The 22,386-nt window shown below is 46.6% G+C and carries 18 protein-coding genes; 17 read left to right on the forward strand and 1 reads right to left on the reverse strand.

Annotated elements, in window-relative coordinates; all coding sequences use genetic code 11:
* Positions 1 to 505: 505 nt before the first annotated feature.
* The 15 genes from mraZ (at position 506) to lpxC (ending at position 17,511) form a co-directional block, all read left to right on the forward strand.
* A complete protein-coding gene (mraZ, locus tag L2717_RS05680; RefSeq protein WP_220773667.1) occupies positions 506 to 964 on the forward strand; it encodes a division/cell wall cluster transcriptional repressor MraZ in 459 nt (152 codons plus the stop codon).
* Positions 965 to 995: 31 nt separating this feature from the next.
* The gene (gene rsmH, locus L2717_RS05685; RefSeq protein WP_220773666.1) at positions 996 to 1,937 is read left to right on the forward strand and encodes a 16S rRNA (cytosine(1402)-N(4))-methyltransferase RsmH; all 942 of its coding nucleotides are present in this window, start codon (positions 996 to 998) and stop codon (positions 1,935 to 1,937) included.
* Between the two features lie 10 nt (positions 1,938 to 1,947).
* On the forward strand, positions 1,948 to 2,262 hold the full coding sequence (ftsL, locus tag L2717_RS05690) for a cell division protein FtsL (protein ID WP_220773665.1): 315 nt from the start codon (positions 1,948 to 1,950) through the stop codon (positions 2,260 to 2,262).
* 13 nt (positions 2,263 to 2,275) lie between these two features.
* Positions 2,276 to 4,030, forward strand: a complete 1,755-nt coding sequence (locus L2717_RS05695) for a peptidoglycan D,D-transpeptidase FtsI family protein (RefSeq protein ID WP_220773664.1) — start codon at positions 2,276 to 2,278, stop codon at positions 4,028 to 4,030.
* Positions 4,027 to 5,529 carry a UDP-N-acetylmuramoyl-L-alanyl-D-glutamate--2,6-diaminopimelate ligase gene (murE, locus tag L2717_RS05700; protein ID WP_220773663.1) on the forward strand — a complete coding sequence of 501 codons (1,503 nt, stop codon included), beginning with the start codon at positions 4,027 to 4,029 and terminating at the stop codon, positions 5,527 to 5,529. Before L2717_RS05695 ends, murE begins: the two co-directional genes overlap by 4 nt.
* Complete coding sequence (locus L2717_RS05705) at positions 5,526 to 6,908, forward strand: UDP-N-acetylmuramoyl-tripeptide--D-alanyl-D-alanine ligase (protein ID WP_220773662.1); 1,383 nt, start codon at positions 5,526 to 5,528, stop codon at positions 6,906 to 6,908. Before murE ends, L2717_RS05705 begins: the two co-directional genes overlap by 4 nt.
* A complete protein-coding gene (gene mraY, locus L2717_RS05710) occupies positions 6,909 to 7,991 on the forward strand; it encodes a phospho-N-acetylmuramoyl-pentapeptide-transferase (protein ID WP_220773661.1) in 1,083 nt (360 codons plus the stop codon). It abuts the gene before it with no gap.
* A gap of 6 nt (positions 7,992 to 7,997) precedes the next feature.
* The gene (gene murD / locus L2717_RS05715; RefSeq protein ID WP_220773660.1) at positions 7,998 to 9,317 is read left to right on the forward strand and encodes a UDP-N-acetylmuramoyl-L-alanine--D-glutamate ligase; all 1,320 of its coding nucleotides are present in this window, start codon (positions 7,998 to 8,000) and stop codon (positions 9,315 to 9,317) included.
* Positions 9,307 to 10,518 (forward strand): cell division protein FtsW, encoded by a 1,212-nt coding sequence (gene ftsW, locus L2717_RS05720; RefSeq protein ID WP_220773659.1) that lies wholly within the window; start codon positions 9,307 to 9,309, stop codon positions 10,516 to 10,518. Before murD ends, ftsW begins: the two co-directional genes overlap by 11 nt.
* Positions 10,518 to 11,606: an undecaprenyldiphospho-muramoylpentapeptide beta-N-acetylglucosaminyltransferase gene (gene murG / locus L2717_RS05725; RefSeq protein WP_220773669.1), complete on the forward strand. Its 1,089-nt coding sequence runs from the start codon at positions 10,518 to 10,520 to the stop codon at positions 11,604 to 11,606. The genes ftsW and murG overlap by 1 nt, the downstream gene beginning before the upstream one ends.
* A gap of 2 nt (positions 11,607 to 11,608) precedes the next feature.
* A complete protein-coding gene (gene murC / locus L2717_RS05730; RefSeq protein WP_220773658.1) occupies positions 11,609 to 13,075 on the forward strand; it encodes a UDP-N-acetylmuramate--L-alanine ligase in 1,467 nt (488 codons plus the stop codon).
* A 151-nt stretch (positions 13,076 to 13,226) separates the two neighbouring features.
* Positions 13,227 to 13,976: a cell division protein FtsQ/DivIB gene (locus L2717_RS05735; RefSeq protein ID WP_220773657.1), complete on the forward strand. Its 750-nt coding sequence runs from the start codon at positions 13,227 to 13,229 to the stop codon at positions 13,974 to 13,976.
* The gene (gene ftsA / locus L2717_RS05740; RefSeq protein ID WP_076497088.1) at positions 13,957 to 15,192 is read left to right on the forward strand and encodes a cell division protein FtsA; all 1,236 of its coding nucleotides are present in this window, start codon (positions 13,957 to 13,959) and stop codon (positions 15,190 to 15,192) included. The genes L2717_RS05735 and ftsA overlap by 20 nt, the downstream gene beginning before the upstream one ends.
* 33 nt (positions 15,193 to 15,225) lie before the next feature.
* The gene (gene ftsZ / locus L2717_RS05745) at positions 15,226 to 16,410 is read left to right on the forward strand and encodes a cell division protein FtsZ (RefSeq protein ID WP_220773656.1); all 1,185 of its coding nucleotides are present in this window, start codon (positions 15,226 to 15,228) and stop codon (positions 16,408 to 16,410) included.
* Positions 16,411 to 16,590: 180 nt separating this feature from the next.
* Complete coding sequence (gene lpxC, locus L2717_RS05750; RefSeq protein ID WP_220773655.1) at positions 16,591 to 17,511, forward strand: UDP-3-O-acyl-N-acetylglucosamine deacetylase; 921 nt, start codon at positions 16,591 to 16,593, stop codon at positions 17,509 to 17,511.
* Between the two features lie 10 nt (positions 17,512 to 17,521).
* On the opposite strand, the gene L2717_RS05755 is transcribed toward lpxC, so the two are convergent.
* Positions 17,522 to 17,968 (reverse strand): DUF721 domain-containing protein, encoded by a 447-nt coding sequence (locus tag L2717_RS05755; protein ID WP_220773654.1) that lies wholly within the window; start codon positions 17,966 to 17,968, stop codon positions 17,522 to 17,524.
* Between the two features lie 27 nt (positions 17,969 to 17,995).
* On the opposite strand from L2717_RS05755, the gene L2717_RS05760 reads away from it, so the two are divergent.
* Positions 17,996 to 18,895, forward strand: a complete 900-nt coding sequence (locus L2717_RS05760) for a M23 family metallopeptidase (RefSeq protein ID WP_220773653.1) — start codon at positions 17,996 to 17,998, stop codon at positions 18,893 to 18,895.
* A gap of 60 nt (positions 18,896 to 18,955) precedes the next feature.
* Positions 18,956 to 21,682, forward strand: coding sequence for a preprotein translocase subunit SecA (gene secA, locus L2717_RS05765; RefSeq protein WP_220773668.1), 2,727 nt, complete (start codon positions 18,956 to 18,958; stop codon positions 21,680 to 21,682).
* Positions 21,683 to 22,386 lie beyond the last annotated feature (704 nt).

Here is a 22,386-nt window from a genome sequence, read left to right on the forward strand (position 1 = left end):
TTGCTGGATTTTGTCTCTTTTTTTGATATTTTTCCCTGTAGTCACATTAATGTTCCATTATCCACAGAAGTATAACGTCTTTATTTAGAATTAAATTTAGCTTGTTATGCTAATTCTCATTCTTTTTTGACTAACGAATAAAGCTGAAGTGAGGTTTATTTTATCATTTTGTGCGCTTCAGGTTATTTATCCGCCGGTAAAATTCTCTATCTATAGAAATAATTCGCTATTTTTTTCATCGCAAACACCTGAAAACTAAAGATTGCTGAATATTTCGGCGTACTGTATTCCGGTTGTTTCTTCTGTTTAGTCGATTCCTAATGTTTTTTCCTATCAAAAGTGTGTCGCTCGTTTAAGTGCCCAACATGCTGCTAACCCGCTTGCCGACTGGATTTATAAAAGGATCCGATCCCTTGACAATGCTTGTCGACTGTCCCTAAACTTAGCGGTTGTGGGAAATAGTGGATATTTGTGGGTCAAAAACTAAAGAATAGGATGAATTAACGTGTTTCGTGGAGCTAGTGCTATCAGCTTAGATACAAAGGGACGGATCGCTATTCCAGTGCGATACCGCGAACCTTTGCAGCTTGAGCACCAAGGCCGCATCGTGATTACCGTTGACCTCCAATCCGCTTGTTTACTCTTGTATCCAATCCATGAATGGGAATTGATTGAAGCTAAGTTGTTGAAGCTTTCCGATACCGATAAAACCCAGAGATCGTTAAAACGTCTGTTACTTGGTTACGCCCACGAAGTGGAACTCGACGGTAATGGGCGCATATTACTGCCGCCACCGCTAAGGCAATATGCCAACTTAGATAAGCGCATCATGCTGGTGGGGCAATTGAATAAATTTGAGCTGTGGAATGAGCAAGCTTGGCTGCAGCAAATTGATGAGTGTCAGGAAACGATTCGAAGTGAGGAGCTTGCCAATAACGAGCGCCTTGCGGATTTTTCACTTTAACGAGTCGTGCTAACTAAATAAGAAGAGAGTAATGAGTCAAGAATTTGCCCATTTATCCGTACTGCTTGCAGAAACGGTTGGCGGTTTAAACATCAAAGACGATGGCATCTATATCGATGGTACGTTCGGCCGCGGTGGTCATTCAAGACAGGTATTACAACATCTTGGCGAAAATGGCCGATTGATCGCAATCGACCGTGACCCTCAAGCGATCGAAGCGGCAAAACAGTTTAGCGATGATCCGCGTTTTCAAATCGTTCATGGTGGTTTTGGTCAATTAGCCGATTATGTCGAAGAACTTGGGCTTGTGGGCAAAATTGATGGCGTATTACTCGATTTAGGTGTGTCTTCACCGCAACTTGACGACGCTGAACGTGGTTTTAGTTTTATGCGCGATGGACCACTTGATATGCGTATGGACAATAGCCAAGGCCAAACGGCTGCTCAGTGGTTGGCTCGTGCGGAAATTGAGGATATGGCGTGGGTATTCAAAACCTATGGCGAAGAGAAAAATGCTCGGCATATCGCCCGTTGTATCGCTGCCGACCGCGAGAAAACACCTTTTTTACGCACTAAAGATTTAGCCGATCTGATTGCACGTATCACTAAAAATAAAGAGCGTAATAAGCATCCTGCGACTCGTGTATTTCAGGCCATTCGTATTTATATCAACAGTGAATTAGACCAAATTGAGCAAGCGCTTGAGGGGGCCGTTAATGTTCTTGCTCCTCAAGGACGTTTGTCGGTTATCAGTTTTCATTCTTTAGAAGACCGTCTCGTTAAGCGCTTTATTCGTCGCCATAGCCAAGGTGAAAGTGTGCCGCATGGCTTTCCGATCACTGAAGATCAAATCAACAAGTCGCGTAAGTTACGTGCCGTGGGTAAGGCAATTATGCCGTCCGACGAAGAAATCGAACGCAATGCCAGAGCACGTAGCTCAGTGTTACGCATTGCCGAGCGTTTAGATTACTAAGGTGCGCACAGTGAGTAAGCCCTCTATTAATCTGCCACAAATCGTATTGCACGATTTATGGCTGCACAAATGGATCTTGTTATTAGCGCTACTCGTGCTCTGCAATGCGGTCGCTGTTGTCTATGGTAGTCATACGACTCGTCAACTAACGACCCAGTGGGATCAACTACTGCAGGAGCGCGACAGATTAGATATTGAGTGGCGCAATTTATTATTAGAAGAGCAATCGCAGACCGAACATAGTCGAATTACGCGTTTTGCGTCAAAGGAACTCAACATGAGTCGTCCATTACCCAGCGAAGAAGTTGTGGTGAAGGTGCCGTGAGTATAGGGAAGATATGACTAGGCAAGCGAAAATCAAACGGGTAAGCAAACCGCAAAAACCACAACAGATCCATTGGCGTTTATACGTTGTGGTGGGGTTTGTGTGTGCGTTATTTTGCAGCCTAGTGGGACGCGCGGCCTACATTCAAATTATCGAGCCTGATAAATTACGCCATGAAAGCGATATGCGAACCTTACGGACCACGAGCCGTGAGGTACAGCGTGGCTTAATCACCGATCGCAATGGCGACATGCTAGCGGTTAGTGTGCCTGTACGTGCTGTCTGGGCTGATCCTAAACAAGTCAATGATAGCAACGGCTTTGCGGATATGCGCCGTTGGCAAGCTTTAGCTGATGTGCTGCACGAGCCTATTGAAGATGTCCTTGACCGTGTGCGCAGTAATCCTACTAAGCGCTTTACCTACTTGAAACGCCAAATTACTCCAGCAGTGGCAGATTACATCACTCAACTTAAGTTGCCCGGTGTATTTCTTAAATCTGAATCCCGTCGTTATTATCCTGGTGGTGAAATAACCGCTCAGCTTATTGGCATCACTAACATCGATGATGTGGGAATTGAAGGTGTTGAAAATGCTTATAACAGCTGGTTAACGGGTACGCCATCTAAACAGAAAGTACGTAAATCACGCGATGGCCATGTGGTTGAACGTCTTGATATTATACAAGAAGGCGAAAGCCCTAACGATCTTGTGCTGAGTATCGACCACCGCATTCAGCAGCTCGCATACCGTGAGTTAAAACGCACTACCGAAATGAACCAAGCAACCTCTGGCTCAATCGTTGTGCTCGATGTTCACACCGGCGAAGTTTTGGCTATGGTGAATACGCCTTCATATAATCCTAATGCGCGCGACAATCTGCAAACCTTCAGAATGCGTAACCGCGCCATGACAGATACCTTTGAGCCAGGGTCAACCATTAAGCCCTTTGTGGTGGCTGCTGCGCTTGAAGCTGGCACTGTAAAATCAACCGATATCATTGCAACGTCTCCAGGTTGGATGCGTTTAGGCGGCCGCCAAGTGCGCGACCCTGCAAACTATGGCGATATGAGCTTGGCGCGTATTTTGGCTAAATCCAGTAACGTCGGTATCAGTAAGTTGGCCTTATCTATTCCGGTTCAACAATTACTCGGTACGTATCAATCCATGGGGCTGGGCAGTTTTTCAGGTATTAATCTCACGGGCGAAAGCGCGGGCTTGATTCAAGATCGCCATCGTTGGTCAGACTTTGAGCGCGCCACACTGTCTTTCGGTTACGGCTTAACGGCCACCACGCTGCAACTTGCCCGTATGTATGCCACCTTGGGCAATGGTGGCACCTTATACCCTGTTTCAATAATGAAACTGAAAAAGCCACCCGTAGGCGAGCAAGTGATTTCACCAAGTGTGGCTCACGATGTGATGCAGATGCTGGTGGGAGTGACTGAAAAAGGCGGCACAGGTACTTTAGCGCATATTGATGGATACCCTGTTGCGGGTAAGTCTGGCACGAGTCGCAAGGCGGTTGCTGGCGGTTATGGGGATGATTATGTGGCTTTATTTGCCGGTGTTGCTCCGGCGAATAATCCTAGATTAGCCATTGTGGTGGTCGTGAACGAGCCTAAGGGCGATCTGTATTATGGTGGTTCAGTGGCGGGGCCGGCATTTGCCAAAGTCATGTCTGGCGCACTGCAAATGTTAAACGTTGAACCCATTACCGATAAAGAACAAGTGCAATTGGCGGGAATCGCCGCTGGGAGAGCAGAATGATGTTATTACGGGATTTGCTAGCGCCGTGGCTACATTATGCCGGCGCGCAGTCCTTCAATAATCTGACCTTAGATAGCCGCGCAATACGTCGCGGCGATGTGTTTTTGGCGCTGCCAGGACATAAGGTCGATGGCAGACAGTTTATTGAAAAAGCCTTAGGTTTAGGTGCTGCAGCAATATTGGTCCACACAGAGGACGCTGAGCAACATGGCAAAGTGTTGCTGCGCGAACCAATGCAGCAAGGCGTGCAGATTTTTTTCTTTCAGCTAAGTCGTAAGGTGTCGGCAATCGCGGCCCAGCGTTACCCCTTAGCGCATAAGTCAGGCGCGACGCCATTACTTGGGATTATTGGCATTACAGGCACCAATGGTAAAACGTCGACTAGTCAGCTGATTGCACAGTTAACAACCTTGCTCGGCCGTAAAGCCGCCGTTATGGGCACCCTTGGTAATGGTCTCTGGGGTGAATTAGTGGATAGCGGCAATACCACTGCTGATGCGATTACCTTAATGCGTCAACTGCAAGAATTTGAAGCCCAAGGCGCGAGTGTTTGCGCTATGGAAGTGTCGAGCCATGGTTTAGTGCAAGGCCGCGTCGATGCCGTCCCATTCGATGTTGCCGTGTTTACCAATCTAACGCGCGATCACCTCGATTACCACGGCGATATGGAAAGTTATGCCGCCGCTAAGCAAAGCCTATTTCGTTTCAGCAGCTTAGGTCATGGTTTGTTGAATATTGACGACGGCGTTGGCGAGTCTTGGTTGACTGAACTTAAATCTGTGCCTGCGCAATTGTGGGGCTTTAGTATTGAAGGTCATCAAGAGGCTAACTTTTATACCCAAAATACTAAGTTTGACGATCAAGGCGTTAGTGCAACCTTAGTGTGGCCCGAGGGCGAGACTCAAATCCATTCACCACTGCTGGGTGCCTTTAACCTATCAAATTTACTCGCTGCATTATCGGCTTTATATCTGCAAGGTTTTGATATGAAATCCTTAGCTGAGCAGGTGCAGTATCTAACGCCCGTCGCGGGCCGTATGGAGCGTTTTACTACGGTGGATAACATCACCTTAGTGGTCGATTATGCTCATACTCCTGATGCCATTGAACAAGCTTTAAATGCGCTACGCCGTCATTGTGCGGGTGATTTGTGGTGTGTGTTTGGTTGTGGTGGTGACCGAGATAAGGGCAAGCGTCCTTTGATGGGGAGAGCGGCTGAGCAATTTGCTGATCGCATTATGATCACCAGCGACAATGCGCGCAGTGAAGATCCTGCACAAATTATTACCGATATTATCCAAGGGCTTATTCATCCTCAGCAAGCGTTGACTCAGGTTGACCGTATCACAGCGATTAAAGAAGTTGTGGCACTGGCTAAATCTGGCGATGTTATTTTGCTGGCGGGTAAAGGCCACGAAACTTACCAAGAGGCGGCAGGTGTGCGTCATAACTATGATGAGCGCGCTCTGGCACGTCAATTATTGGAGCAATCAAGATGATCCCTCTTTCTCTCGAGACCCTAAGTCAACACTTAGGTGCGTATCGAGCTGGTGACGATGTCACTATCGAAGATTTAAGCAGTGATAGCCGTAAAATGGGCGCCGCGACATTATTTGTCGCGTTAAAAGGTGAGCGTTTTGACGGCCATGACTTTGCCGCTACGGCAATTGAGAATGGCGCTGCGGCACTCATGGTTGAACGCGAGTTAGCCTTTGATATTCCACAGTTGATCGTAGCTGATTGTCAAAAAGCCATGGGCGCGATTGGCGCCTATGTGCGCGACCAAATCAATCCGATTTGCGTGGCGTTAACGGGTTCAAACGGCAAGACCAGCGTAAAAGAAATGATCGCGACCATTTTGTCGGCTAAACATCAAGTGTTGTATACCGCTGGTAATTTTAATAATGAAATCGGCGTACCCTTAACGTTATTACGCTTAACGCCAGCGGATGAAATTGGTGTGTTTGAGCTCGGGGCGAATCATAAGGGCGAAATTGATTACACTTCGGGACTTGTGCGACCAAATGTGGCACTGGTGAATAACGTCGGCAGTGCTCATTTAGAAGGTTTTGGATCGCAAGCGGGCGTTGCACAGGCCAAGTCAGAAATATTTAATCACTTACAAGCCGATGGCACCGCCATTATTAACGCCGATGACGCTTTCGCCGATGTGATGAGCGTAAAAGCCAGACAATATAAGCAGTTGAGCTTCTCCCAGCAAGATGGTGCGGCTAAACGGCATATCGATGTGATTGCAACAGGTCATAAAGCCAATGCTGAGGGCTGTTATCGTTTTATGCTTAATTACTCAGGTGAATCTTGCCAAGTGGTGCTTCCGCTGGCCGGACGCCATCAGGTGAGTAATGCACTTGCTGCAGCAAGTGTCTGTATTGCACTGGGATTAAGTTTGGTAGAAATATCAGAAGGCTTAAGCCAATTAACGCCTGTAAAGGGCCGAATGCAGCCAACCCAATTAGGCCGAGTTCGTCTAATCGATGATAGTTATAACGCAAACCCTGTCTCTGTGGGGGCTGCAATTGCTTGGCTAAAGGAAATTTCTGAAAATCGCTGTTTGGTACTGGGAGATTTGGGCGAATTAGGCGACAATGCGCCCCTTTTGCACGCAGAGTTGGGGCAACTGGCCAAACAACAGGGGATTGATGCCTTGTTTTGTACCGGAACCTTAAGTCAGCACACGAGCCAAGCTTTTGGTGCGGAGCACTATGACAGTGTGGCTACGTTAGTCGAAAAACTCATAAAACATATCAACCAGTTGCCGGGACAGGTAACGGTTCTCGTTAAAGGTTCACGTAGCGCCGCCATGGAGCGGGTTGTGGATGATCTAAAAATAGCCTTTGGGCGTGGGGAGTTAGTGTAGATGCTAGTATATCTGGCGGAGTATTTAACCCGTTTTTACACGGGGTTTAACGTGTTTTCCTATGTAACATTTCGAGCCATTTTAGGTTTATTAACCGCATTGATTTTTAGTCTATGGTGGGGCCCAAAAATGATCGAGCGTCTGCAATTACTGCAGATTGGTCAAATCGTACGTAACGACGGTCCGGAATCTCACTTTAGTAAACGTGGCACGCCGACAATGGGTGGCTTGCTGATCTTAGCGGCAATTTTTATCAGCGTTTTATTGTGGGGTGATTTAGATAGTCGCTATGTTTGGGTGATGTTGTTTGTGCTCGGCAGTTTTGGTTTGATAGGCTTTATCGATGACTATCGTAAAGTGGTACGTAAAGACACTAAAGGTTTGATTGCGCGTTGGAAGTACATTCTGCAATCTTTAGCCGCACTACTCGTGGCTTTTTTCCTGTACGCCACAGCGGCAAACCCAGGTGAAACCCAACTCGTCGTGCCTTTCTTTAAAGACGTGATGCCACAACTGGGCGGTGTGTTTATCGTATTGGCGTACTTTACCATTGTTGGTTCAAGCAATGCCGTGAACTTGACTGACGGCCTAGACGGTTTGGCGATTATGCCAACGGTGATGGTGGCTGCGGCATTTGCCTTGATTGCTTATCTATCGGGTCATGCACAGTTTGCTAATTACTTACATATTCCACACTTGCCCGGTTCTGGTGAATTAGTCATTGTCTGTACTGCGATTGTTGGTGCTGGCTTAGGATTTTTGTGGTTTAACACTTACCCTGCGCAAGTCTTTATGGGTGATGTGGGTTCACTGTCTTTAGGCGCGGCACTGGGCACAATTGCAGTGCTCGTACGCCAAGAGATTTTGTTAGTGATTATGGGCGGCGTATTTGTAATGGAAACTCTGTCGGTGATCCTACAAGTGGGTTCGTATAAGTTACGTGGTCAGCGTATTTTCCGTATGGCGCCAATACATCATCACTATGAATTAAAGGGCTGGCCTGAACCGCGAGTCATTGTTCGCTTTTGGATTATCTCGATATTTCTCGTTTTACTTGGCTTAGCCACGTTGAAGTTAAGGTAACAGAACATGCAAAATCAGTATTCACATATAGTGTTAGGTTTAGGGGCGACAGGTTTGTCTGTCGTGCGCTATTTGTGTGGAAAGGGCATTACACCACTGGTGATGGACAGCCGCAGGCAGCCTCCAGGTGCTGAAACGCTCTCGACATCTTTTCCTGATGTGAAACTGATTTCTGGTGGATTTGATTGTCGTTATTTAGTGCAGGCAAGCCAAATTATAATTAGCCCAGGTATTGCCATGTATACCCCTGAAGTACGTGTTGCTTTGGATATGGGTATCGAAGTGATAGGCGATATTGAGCTATTTGCCCGAGAAATTGCCGACCGTAAACCTTGCGTGATCGGTATTACTGGTTCTAACGGTAAATCGACCGTCACGACATTGGTAGGCGAGATGGCAAGAGAGGCCGGTATTGCCGTTGCCGTTGGCGGGAATATTGGTCTGCCGGCGCTGGATTTATTGCATGAAAATGCAGATTTATTCGTACTCGAATTATCGAGTTTTCAGCTAGAAACGACTCATAGCCTTAAATGTGTGGCGGCAACCTGCTTAAACATCAGTGAAGACCACATGGACAGATATAGCGATTTAGCCGCCTATCGCGCGGCTAAATTACGTCTATATAAGCAGAGCCGCGCAGTGTTATTTAATCGTGATGACAAGCTAACCATACCGCCAGAGCCAATGAACCAAAATAGTTTTGGCTTAGCAGCCCCTAAGTGTGACGAATGGGGTATTAGCGATGGCAAAATTTATCATGGCAGTAGTGAGATAATATCGATAGCAGAAGTTTCCTTACTCGGCAGCCATAACCACGCAAATCTGATTGCTGCGATGGCGCTGGTCGATTTTGTCGATGTGAGTAAACAAGTCATGGTCGATGTGGCGCGTACTTTTACTGGCTTATCCCATCGTTGCGAAGTAGTTGCCATAAAGAATGGCATTACCTATGTCAATGACTCTAAGGCAACCAATGTCGGTGCAACTGTGGCGGCGATTGATGGCTTAAGTGACCACCTAGGCGATATTATTTTGATTGCGGGTGGTGATGGAAAAGGGGCTGATTTTACGCCTTTGACTGCCGCTTTAGCTAAGGTAACGCACCTTATTACTTTGGGCCGTGACGGTAACAAAATAGCGGCATTAAAAGCGGGAGCTTTCAAAGTTGACTCTATGGCTGCGGCGGTTGCTAAGGCAACGGAATTAGCGACCTCAGGCGATATTGTTTTATTATCGCCCGCCTGCGCCAGTTTAGATATGTACAGTAACTTCATGGCTCGAGGTGATGATTTCCGTGGCCTTGTGGAGCAACTCAATGGCGAGTGATGTAAGGCAACTTAGCTTTTTGGGACGTTTGCGTTTAGCGATACCCAATTGGCAACGTGATACCGAAGTGCCGGGCGTGCAATTGTACGACCGCGCTTTACTCACGGCGGTGTTGTCTTTGATTGGTTTTGGTTTTGTGATGGTGATGTCTGCCTCTATGCCAGAGGCGCAAACGCTTACGGGTAATCCATTTTATTTTATGACTCGTCATATGGGTTATTTAGTCGGTTGTTTAGTGATCGCAGGATTTGTGCTTAGGGTTGAAATGCAAACTTGGCAGCGCTGGAGCCCGATGCTGTTATTAATTGTCGGCTTGATGTTGTTAGCGGTATTAGTCGTCGGCACCACAGTAAACGGCGCAACGCGCTGGTTATCCCTTGGGCCTATTCGTATCCAAGTGGCAGAAGTGGCTAAGTTTGCCTTTGCTATTTATATGGCAGGTTATTTAGTGCGTCGTCATCAAGAAGTGCGTGAAAACGCGAAAGGTTTCTATAAACCTATTGCAGTATTCGCTATTTATGCCGTGTTGATTTTGATGCAGCCAGACTTAGGGACTGTGGTGGTATTGTTTGTCGGCACTGTGGGTTTATTGTTTTTGGCTGGCGCGCGGTTACTCGACTTTTTTGCTTTGATTTTCGCTGGTGTGTTAGCGTTTGTTGCCTTGGTATTATTAGAGCCTTACCGTATGCGCCGAGTGACATCGTTTATGGATCCTTGGCAAGATCCCTTTGGTAGCGGTTATCAGTTAACGCAATCTTTGATGGCCTACGGCCGTGGCGACTGGCTTGGCCAAGGTTTAGGTAACAGTATTCAAAAATTGGAATACTTACCTGAAGCGCATACTGACTTTATCTTTGCTGTAATCGGTGAAGAGTTAGGCTTTATTGGCATTATCGCAGTGCTATTTGTGCTGCTATTTTTGGCACTAAGATCGATTCGTTTAGGTAATTTGTGTTTGGCCATGGATAAACCTTTCGAGGGGTATTTGGGATATGCCATTGGTATTTGGATTTGTTTCCAGACTGTAGTGAATGTCGGTGCCAGTATTGGTATGTTACCGACCAAAGGGTTGACATTACCTTTTATCAGCTACGGTGGCAGTAGTTTATGGGTTATGACGGCAGCAACCATGATGTTGATACGCATTGATTACGAGCGGCGCATGACGTTAATTCAGGCCGTGCAAGGGAGATTGAAGTGATGACCCCAACAGGAAAACGTATTTTAGTCATGGCAGGTGGTACGGGAGGACATGTGTTTCCGGCACTGGCAGTGGCGAAGTATTTAGCGCAACAGGGTTGGCAGGTGCGTTGGTTAGGCACGGCTGATCGCATGGAGGCGCGTTTAGTCCCTCAATATGGATTTGATATTGATTTCATCGATATCAAAGGTGTGCGCGGCAATGGTTTACTCCGTAAGCTTGCTGCACCCTTTAAAGTGGTGCGCTCAATATTGCAAGCTAAGACCGTGATTGCGGAGTTTAAACCTGATGTCGTGCTTGGCATGGGGGGATTCGCCAGTGGTCCCGGTGGCGTAGCAGCAAGATTGGCCGGTATTCCGCTGGTGTTACATGAGCAAAATGCCATTCCAGGTATGACAAACAAATTGTTGTCGCGAATAGCGACGCAAGTGTTATGTGCCTTTAAAAATACCTTTACCACAGTGAAGGCTAAGGTTGTAGGCAACCCGATTCGCCAAGAGTTGATTGTCTTAGGTGCGCAGCCTAAGCCTGAGGCTGATGCAGCTTTAAAAGTGCTAGTGGTCGGCGGCAGCTTAGGGGCTAAGATATTTAACGATCTTATGCCAGAGGTTGTCGCGATATTGAGCCATCAGCAGTCGGTTACAGTGTGGCATCAAGTAGGTAAGGATAATCTCGCTAGTGTCAAAGCGGCTTATCAGCAACAAGGCCAAGATGGTGGTGTGAATATTGCCGAGTTTATCGACGATATGGAAGCCGCCTATCGCTGGGCTGATGTGGTATTGTGCCGAGCCGGCGCCTTGACTGTGTCTGAGTTAGCGGCGGTGGGATTACCGAGTATTCTGGTGCCTTATCCCCATGCGGTGGATGATCATCAAACACGTAATGGCCAAGTATTGGTTGAGGCTGGTGCAGCCTTCCTATTACCACAGGCAATCTTGGACGTGAATAAACTGGCGAGTAAATTACAGCTACTGGCCAATGACAGAACAGAATTAGCCCTAATGGGCCAAAGAGCGAGAGATGTTGCGGTACTGGATGCGACTGAACAAGTTGCCGCAGTTTGCATCAGCCTTGCTGAGAAAGGATAAGCATGACTAAGACAGAAAGATACGCACAACTGAGAAGCATGATCCCAGAAATGCGCCGTATTAAGCGTATTCACTTCGTCGGCATTGGCGGCGCGGGCATGGGCGGCATTGCCGAAGTGTTAGTGAACGAAGGCTATCAGGTGAGCGGTTCGGATATCGCGCAAAATGCTGTGACTGACAGATTGTGTTTACTTGGCGCCAAAATCCAAATTGGTCATGCCGCTGAAAACGTACAGCAAGTCGATGTAGTTGTTATTTCAACGGCGATTAATCTGGAAAATCCAGAAATCGTCGCTGCTAAAGAATTACGCGTGCCTATTGTTCGCCGCGCCGAGATGCTGGCCGAGTTAATGCGTTACCGCCATGGTGTGGCGATTGCGGGCACCCATGGTAAAACGACCACAACCAGCCTTATCGCCAGTGTGTATGCTCAAGCGGGGCGGGATCCTACCTTTGTGATTGGTGGCTTGCTCAATAGTGCCGGTACTAATGCAAGGTTAGGCACTAGCCGTTACTTGATTGCCGAAGCGGATGAGAGCGATGCCAGCTTCCTGCATTTGCAGCCTATGGTCAGCGTGGTGACTAACATCGAAGCAGATCATATGGATACCTACGGTGGTGATTTTGAAAAATTAAAATCCACCTTTGTAGATTTTCTACACAACTTGCCATTTTACGGTGTTGCTGTGGTGTGTATCGACGATGCTGTGGTGCGTGAAATCATGCCACGTATTGGCCGTAAACACGTGACCTATGGTTTTAGTGACGATGCAGATGTGCAAGCATTGAATTTCAGCCAGAAAGGACATCAGTGCAGCTTTACGGTGAGACGTAAAGGTAAAGAGGAGCTTGATCTGGTATTAAATTTACCGGGTCAACATAACGTACTTAATGCCTTGGCTGCGATTGCGGTTGCGACCGAAGATGAAATCGATGATAGCGCGATGATTCAGGCGTTAGTGGAGTTTCAAGGTATTGGCCGTCGTTTTCAGCATTTAGGTAAGTTTGCCACGCCTAAGGGCGAAGTCATGCTCGTTGATGACTATGGTCATCACCCCAGTGAAGTCGCTGCCACCATAAAAGCGGCCCGTGCAGGTTGGCCAGACAAACGTTTGGTTATGGCGTACCAGCCACACAGATACACCCGTACGCGTGACTTGTATGAAGATTTCGTTGAAGTGTTATCGCAAGTGGATTGCTTATTATTACTTGATGTTTATAGTGCGGGTGAAGCCCCCATTACAGGTGCAGATAGTCGAGCATTATGCCGTTCCATTCGTCTGCGCGGTCAGTTAGATCCGATTTTTATTGCCAGCCCAGATCAGCTCGCCGAAATATTGCCAGATGTATTACAGGAAGGCGATTTATTACTTACTCAAGGCGCGGGCAATATTGGCGCTCTGTCGCGACAATTAGCTTCCACAGCGTTAGGTTTTACTGTTATGGAGTTACCCGCACAAGCGAGCTAAGTGTAGGCGGTTATTCTGCTAGAAAAAGGAAATTTTGACCAAAGGATTTTGGTCTATATAATGGCCGGTTTTCTGTGGTTTTTAATAGGTGTCGTTAAAGGTGGAATAAAGCGTGTCTTGGAGTGATAAGCGGCGGCACTGGCGGGCAAGAATGTCACGGGCTAATTGGTATCTGTGGAGCGGGGCTGGCTTTTTATTCTTCATCGTGGCCAGTTTTGTGTTTGGTGGTTACCAGTTACATAAATTTTTAAATGATGCCAGCACCTTGCCAATTGAAGCGGTTGCCATCAAAGGTGAGCGGGCTTACACCTCAGATAAAGATATTCAGATTGCATTACAGGATTTGATGCAACGGAGTTTTTTTAGTGCTGACATCACCTTAGTGCAGCAAGCATTAGAAGCCTTGCCTTGGGTATATCGCGCATCGGTAAGACGTGAGTGGCCAGCGAAGCTCAGGGTATATTTGCAAGAACAGCAACCGGCGGCTCGTTGGAATAGCACCTCGTGGTTGAATGTGCACGGTGATGTTTTTGATGCGCCAGCGCATCCAGGACTTGAGCATTTACCACAGTTATCTGGACCTGATGATATGGGCCTTGAGGTATTGACAGTCTATGCACAAGTCAATTCTCTATTAAAGATTAATGGTTTTACCTTAGCGAGTTTGAATTTAACGCCACGACATGCGTGGCACGCGACCTTAGCAAACGGCATTGTTTTAGATCTAGGTCGAGAAGATAAAATTGCACGGATACAGCGATTTATTACTGTTTATCCGGTTTTGGCAAAACAAGACAAAACTGTTGCCAGAGTTGATTTACGCTACGACACAGGGTTGGCCGTAGGCTGGGGCGATGGACAAACAAGAGAGCCGATAATTAATGATCAAAAACCAAGATAGAAACCTTATCGTCGGGTTGGACATAGGCACCTCTAAGGTCGCAGTGATCATAGGCGAAGTGCTGCCCGATGGTGAAATAAGCATAGTCGGCCTTGGCAACCATCCCTCAAGGGGTATGGATAAAGGTGGCGTGAACGATTTAGATTCGATAGTTCGCAGTGTGCAACGTGCACTCGATCAAGCAGAATTAATGGCAGATTGCCAAGTCGCCTCGGTTTATTTGAGTATTTCAGGTAAACACATCGCCTGCCAAAACGAAAACGGCATGGTATCGATCAACGATGAAGAAGTGACGCAGGAAGATGTTGATAACGTGATCCACACGGCTCGCTCGGTGAAGATCCCGACCGAACGTCGCATCTTACACGTTCTGCCACAGGAATATGCTATCGATGTACAAGACGGCATTCGCAGCCCAATTGGTATGTCTGGTATGCGGATGGAAGCTAAGGTGCATATAGTGACCTGCGCCAATGATATGGCGAAGAACATTACTAAGAGCGTCGAGCGTTGTGGTTTAAAAGTCGATGATTTAGTGTTCTCGGGTATTGCTTCGGCTGATGCCGTGTTGACCTTCGATGAGAAAGACTTAGGTGTGTGTATCGTTGACATCGGCGGTGGCACCACGGATATCGCGGTATATACCAACGGCGCCTTGCGGCATTGTGCCGTTGTACCAGTTGCTGGCAACCAAGTGACGAATGATATTGCGAAGATTTTCCGCACGCCATCGTCACATGCTGAACAAATTAAAGTGCAATTCGCCTGTGCGCGCAGCTCCATGGTGAGCCGCGAAGATAGTATCGAAGTACCATCGGTAGGCGGTCGTCCATCGCGCAGCATGTCACGTCACACGCTCGCCGAAGTGGTTGAACCAAGATACCAAGAGCTGTTTGAGTTAGTGCTCAAAGAATTGAAAGACAGTGGATTAGAAGATCAAATCGCCGCAGGTATTGTGCTCACAGGTGGCACGGCGTCGATACAAGGTGTGGTTGATATTGCGGAAGCGACATTCGGCATGCCAGTTCGCGTAGCGTCACCGCTACCGATCAAAGGGTTATATGAATACGTGGACCAGTCTATTTACTCTACCGGAGTTGGGCTGCTTCATTATGGTGCTAGACGGGTGATCGAACGTCAGTTCGAGCGCCCTGAGCGCCAAGGGGTAACTAGCGCTTGGAATCGGGTCCAAAGCTGGTTTAAAGGCGAATTTTAATTTTCATAACGCAGGCAACACGGAGATCAGACAATGTTTGAGATCATGGATACTCACTCAGACGACGCGGTGATTAAAGTCATCGGCGTTGGCGGCGGCGGCGGCAACGCTGTCGAACATATGGTCAAACACAACATTGAAGGTGTTGAGTTTATCGTTACCAATACAGACGCTCAGGCTTTGAGAAAATCAAGTGCTGGCTCAACGATTCAATTAGGACGTGATGTCACTAAGGGTCTCGGAGCAGGGGCAAACCCAGATGTGGGCCGTGCAGCAGCAGAAGAAGACCGTGAAAACATTCGCGCGGCGATTAAGGGCTCTGACATGATCTTTATCGCTGCTGGTATGGGCGGTGGTACAGGTACAGGTGCTGCACCTGTTGTCGCTCAAATCGCCCGTGAAGAAGGTATTTTGACGGTTGCGGTTGTGACTAAGCCTTTCCCATTTGAAGGGAAAAAACGCATGGTTTATGCCGAGCAAGGTATTGCTGAGCTGGCTAAACACGTGGATTCGCTAATCACGATCCCGAATGAAAAATTATTAAAAGTATTGGGCCGTGGCACTTCTTTACTCGATGCGTTCGCCGCAGCGAATAACGTGTTACTTGGCGCGGTACAAGGTATTGCCGAGCTTATCACTCGTCCAGGTCTGATTAACGTCGACTTCGCCGATGTGAAGACCGTCATGTCCGAAATGGGTAATGCCATGATGGGTACAGGTGTTGCTCGCGGTGAAGACCGAGCTGAAGAAGCGGCCGAAGCGGCTGTTGCCAGCCCGTTATTAGAAGACATCGACTTAGCCGGTGCACGTGGGGTGTTAGTAAACATCACTGCGGGTATGGACATGAGTATCGAAGAATTCGAAACCGTGGGTAATCACGTTAAAGCTTACGCCTCTGACAATGCGACTGTAGTGGTTGGTGCTGTCATCGACCCAGAAATGAGTGATGAGCTGCGTGTAACGGTTGTTGCGACCGGTATTGGTGCTGAAAAGCGTCCAGATATTCAATTGGTTTCTAAACCAGCACCTCGTCCAGAGCCTACGCCTGTTGTAGTTGAACCTAAAGCCGAAGCCTATGTCGAAGAAGCTGTACATGTGAATTATGCTGCGCCGAAAGGCAATGTGGTCCCAGCGGCACAACCTGCGCCAGCGCCGTCGACCAAGCATGAGTTGGATTATCTTGATATTCCAGCTTTTTTGCGTAAACAAGCCGACTAGCGTTAGCGTTTGAGTCCTGCATAAATGCGCGGTGTTGTTCAGTTTGGGCAATACCACAGCAGTGCTGAATTTGTGTGAAATAATAAAATGATGTTATTATGTAGCATCAGTACGGCTATTTTGCTGGCGCTGAGTGTAAAAATATTAGGTTTAATAATTGAAATTTAAACGGGTAACTGAATGATATTTCAAAGAACTGTTCAAAAAATGGTGAAAACAACTGGTGTCGGATTGCATTCTGGCAACAAGGTCACTTTGAGCATTATGCCCGCGCCCGTTAATTCAGGGATCGTACTCGTGCGCACTGATTTGAGTCCTGCCGTCGCTATTCCGGCGAAGGCGGAGCAAGTTCGTGAAACCACAATGTGTACGGCACTTGTCAATGACGAAGGTATTCGAATTTCGACTATTGAGCATTTATTTGCAGCACTTGCGGGTTTAGGCATAGATAACGCTGTAATCGAAGTGGATGCGCCTGAAATTCCGATAATGGATGGTAGTGCAAGTCCATTCGTCTTCTTATTGCAGTCTGCGGGTATTAAAGAGCAGGCGGCACCGAAGAAGTACTTAAAGATTAAGCGCCCTGTGCGTGTTGAAGATGGCGACAAATGGGCTGAGCTAAAACCGTTTAAAGGTTTTAGAGTCAATTTTAAAATTGACTTTGCACATCCCGAAATCGCCCGTAGTCAACAGCATGTAGTGATGGATTTTTCAACATCCGCTTTCGTAAAAGATATCAGCCGAGCTCGTACGTTTGGGTTTATGCGTGATATCGAATATCTGCGAGCCAACAATCTAGCGTTGGGCGGTAGCATGGAAAACGCAGTTGTACTTGATGAATATCGCGTCCTTAATCCCGACGGCCTGCGTTATGAGGACGAGTTTGTTAAGCACAAAATTTTAGATGCGTTTGGTGATTTATATGTGGCAGGACACGCTATCTTAGGTGAGTTTACTGCGTATAAAACGGGTCATGCACTGAATAACCAACTGGTGCGTGCTTTATTAGCACAGCAAGATGCGTGGGAATTGGTCAGCTTTGAAAAAGAAGCCGATGTCCCCGTTAGCTTTGCAGTACCTGGTGGCGCTGTATTTGCTTAAAATAGTAAAATTATTTATTACGGCTGGCCAACGAGGCCAGCCGTTTTAGTTTTTCGCCCAGCGAACCGCCAATATTTTCTGCTAGTGCAGTAATATGTTCCGCAGACTCCGTGCTTAATTCTTTGTGTCCCTGTTTAGGCTTTGCGTCATACATTGCTAATCTCGGGTTGACTTTAACTTCAATTGCGGTAAGGATTGGGAGCGTTTCTGCTTGGAGCTGCGCGAGTAGCTTAGGCTTTTGGAAATTAATTCGTGCAGCCCAGGCAGCCGAAGTCGTTTCAATCACAAGAACACCCTGACGGAAATTAGCGACTTTTAGTTGCTCCGCAACAGGACCTGCAATAATCTGCTTCACATGCTGATCCAGATACAACAGTAGTTCCGCTTTCTCAGCAAGATCGGGTAGCTTTCCCGATTGATGTAATAACTTGCTGAGATCTTGAGGGGGCTTTTTCATATGATAATAAGATGGCTGAATTAGGCTATGAGTGTAACAGTATTTATTCAAGGTCGGAATGGCGTCACACGCTGGCAGCCCAGTAAACGCTGGTTGCTACTTCCAATGCTATTGTTAGCGACAGGATCGGGTATTTATCAATACAGCTCTGCTCGATTTCAAGATCAGCAGGCGAGTGTCGATAATGATCGCCTTGTACGCGAACAACAAAAGAAACAAGTCTTAGAGCTGAAAAGTGCTACCGAGTCACAACTAACCATATTAGTGACCCATGTTGCACGTATGCAAGCTAAGATCACCCGTCTCGAAGCCTTAGGTCAACAGGTCGCCCAGCAAAACAAGCTAGATGCAGATTTTGATTTCTCATCTGAAGTTGGCGTGGGTGGTTTGAGTGAATTAGGCACTAATATTGAGCTCGGACAGCTTATCGTTGATATGGATAAGCTAGCATCACGAATTGACAATAATAATGTTCAGCTTTCACTCCTTGAAACCGTGTCATTTAACCACCATATAGATGATGAACGTTATATATCAGGTGTCCCGCTCGATAAAGGTTGGTTATCATCATCCTACGGGTTGCGTAATGATCCTTTCAACGGTCGTAGGACTGTACATAAAGGGATTGATTTTACGGGTCGAGAAGGCGCAAAAGTTATTGCAACTGCAGCAGGCGTAGTCACTTTTGCTGGAAATATGTTCGGTTATGGCGAGTTGGTTGAAATTGACCATGGTAACGGTCTACATACGCGTTACGGCCATAATAAAGCTTTGTCAGTGACTGTAGGTGATGTGGTCGCAAAAGGCGATGCTATTGCCAGTATGGGAAGCACGGGGCGCTCAACTGGGGCTCATGTGCATTATGAAGTGTTGCGAGACGGACAACAAATAGATCCACAAAAATTTGTTTACCGCAAAGCAAGTTAATTGAAACATTGGCTTCTAGTTCCCATCATGGACTTGGCCTACAGAAAATAAGTGATTCAGATGTTTGGTAAATTACTGACAAAAGTATTTGGTAGTCGCAACGACCGCACTCTTAAAGGGCTTCAAAAGATCGTTATTAGTATTAACGCATTAGAAGCTGATTATGAAAAATTAACCGATGAAGCATTAAAAGCAAAAACCGCCGAGTTCCGTGAGCGTTTAGCGGCTGGTGCTTCATTAGATAGCATCATGGCTGAAGCGTTTGCAACAGTGCGTGAGGCGTCTAAGCGTGTATTTGATATGCGCCATTTCGACGTACAGTTACTCGGCGGTATGGTACTTGATAGTAACCGTATTGCGGAGATGCGTACGGGTGAAGGTAAAACATTAACGGCCACCTTACCTGCTTATTTAAACGCATTGACAGGTAAAGGCGTTCACGTGATTACTGTGAACGATTATTTGGCCCGTCGTGATGCCGAGAATAACCGCCCTCTGTTTGAGTTCCTCGGTTTAACCGTGGGTATCAACGTAGCAGGCCTTGGTCAGCACGAAAAGAAAGCCGCTTACAACGCCGATATCACTTACGGTACCAATAACGAGTTTGGTTTCGATTATCTGCGCGATAACATGGCGTTTTCACCGCAAGAACGGGTACAACGTCCGTTGCACTACGCCCTAATCGATGAAGTGGATTCAATCTTAATTGACGAAGCGCGCACGCCACTGATTATTTCCGGTGCAGCTGAAGATAGCTCTGAGCTTTATATCAAGATCAATACACTGATCCCAAATCTTATCCGTCAAGATAAAGAAGACACGGAGGAGTTTGTGGGTGAGGGCGACTACAGCATCGATGAAAAAGCCAAACAAGTGCATTTCACCGAACGTGGCCAAGAAAAAGTAGAAAACCTGTTGATCGAGCGCGGTATGTTAGCCGAAGGCGACTCACTCTATTCTGCTGCCAATATTTCACTATTACACCATGTTAATGCTGCACTGCGTGCACACACTCTATTTGAGCGTGATGTAGATTACATAGTACAAGACAACGAAGTCATCATTGTCGATGAGCATACGGGTCGTACTATGCCTGGTCGTCGTTGGTCAGAAGGCTTACATCAAGCCGTTGAAGCCAAAGAAGGCGTGCACATTCAAAACGAAAACCAAACATTGGCGTCGATTACTTTCCAAAACTACTTCCGTCAATACGAGAAGTTGGCAGGTATGACTGGTACCGCCGATACTGAGGCGTTCGAATTCCAACACATCTATGGATTAGACACCGTCGTCGTACCGACGAACCGTCCTATGGTGCGTAAGGACATGGCGGATTTGGTTTATCTGACCGCTGATGAAAAATATCAAGCGATCATCAAAGACATTAAAGATTGCCGCGAACGTGGTCAGCCTGTATTGGTGGGCACAGTATCAATCGAGCAGTCTGAGTTGCTAGCACGCTTAATGGTGCAAGAAAACATTCCGCATAAAGTATTGAATGCTAAATTCCATGAAAAAGAAGCTGAAATCGTTGCTCAAGCGGGTCGTCTTGGTTCAGTGACGATCGCCACTAATATGGCAGGTCGTGGTACTGACATCGTACTGGGTGGTAACTGGAATATGGAAATCGATGAACTCGACAATCCAACACCAGAGCAAAAAGCTAAGATTAAAGCTGATTGGCAGATTCGTCACGATGAAGTTGTTGCCGCGGGTGGTTTACATATTCTAGGCACTGAGCGTCACGAATCACGTCGTATCGATAACCAATTACGTGGCCGCGCCGGTCGTCAAGGTGATGCGGGTTCATCACGCTTCTATCTGTCGATGGAAGATAGCTTAATGCGTATCTTTGCTTCGGATCGTGTTTCTAGCATGATGAAAAAGCTAGGAATGGAAGAAGGTGAAGCCATTGAACATCCATGGGTATCACGTGCTATTGAAAATGCCCAACGTAAAGTTGAAGCACGTAACTTCGATATCCGTAAGCAATTACTTGAATTTGATGACGTCGCTAATGATCAACGTCAAGTGGTCTACGCCCAGCGTAATGAGTTAATGGATGCTGAGAGTATCGAGGATACCATCAAAAACATTCAAGGCGATGTGATTGGTGCGGTTGTTGAACAGTATATTCCACCGCAATCTGTGGAAGAACTATGGGACGTTCCTGGTTTAGAGCAGCGTTTACACCAAGAATTTATGCTCAAGTTACCTATCCAAGAATGGTTAGATAAAGAAGACGATCTACATGAAGAGAGTCTACGTGAGCGTATTATCACTGCTTGGGGTGAGGCTTATAAGGCAAAAGAAGAAATGGTTGGCGCGCAAGTGCTACGCCAATTCGAAAAAGCCGTTATGCTGCAAACGCTCGATGGCTTGTGGAAAGAACACTTAGCCGCGATGGACCATCTGCGTCAAGGTATTCATTTACGTGGCTACGCACAGAAGAATCCAAAGCAAGAATATAAGCGCGAATCGTTTGAGTTATTTCAACAACTATTGAACACTTTGAAACACGACGTCATCAGTGTGCTGTCAAAAGTACAAGTACAAGCTCAGTCAGATGTGGAAGAAATGGAAGCGCGTCGTCGTGAAGAAGATGCCAAAATCCAGCGCGACTATCAACACGCTGCGGCCGAGTCGCTTATTGACGGTGGTGATGAGCATGAAGCTGTCACTGCGCACGCACCGATGATCCGTGATGGTGACAAAGTGGGTCGTAACGATCCTTGTCCTTGTGGCTCAGGTCGCAAGTATAAACAATGTCACGGCAAATTAAGTTAATCTGCATCTTACAGATTAAGCATACTCAAGAAGTAGAATAGAATTAACGCTAAAGGCAACTTATCTAAGTTGCCTTTTTATTTCCTCTTTAATAAGCCATGCGTTTAATAGCGGAAGATTCTGATTACGGTCTCTTACTCCGCTTTTATATTGCTAATCACAGTTATAACGCTTTTCACTTCAATCAATAACGCATTAAGTAAATCCTGCGCAGTATTAAATTCAACCTTCTCAGCGAGATTTGTGGATAAGTCTGAGGATAAGTAGTGGGTATTATGTGACTAACTGAAACTATTAAAAAAATAACGCTAATAGATAAAAAAGCGCTTGCGGACTTTCTCAATCTCCCTATAATGCGCATCCACTGACACGGCAATGAGCGTAACGTAAGTTAAGCAAATAACCCAATCAGTTCATCGGTTAGCAAGCTAAACGATGAGTGTTGAGAAAGTTGAAAAAACTACTTGACGCCCCAACGGGAATGCGTAAAATACGCAGCCCTGACCCGCTGTAAACTCAGTGTGTGGTCAACGCTCTTTAACAATTTATCAAGCAAATCTGTGTGGACACTCACAGGTGTTGAGTTAATCGAAACTGCCTAGCCTTCGGGTTGGCAGTCAAAAATTTAAATCAATGTAACAATGAGTGTTCATAGCAATATGTACAGTTTGTTTCTGTAGCAGAAACAAAAAAATCAGAATTCA

The sequence above is a fragment of the Shewanella glacialipiscicola genome, assembly GCF_023283485.1.
Taxonomy (GTDB): domain Bacteria; phylum Pseudomonadota; class Gammaproteobacteria; order Enterobacterales; family Shewanellaceae; genus Shewanella; species Shewanella glacialipiscicola.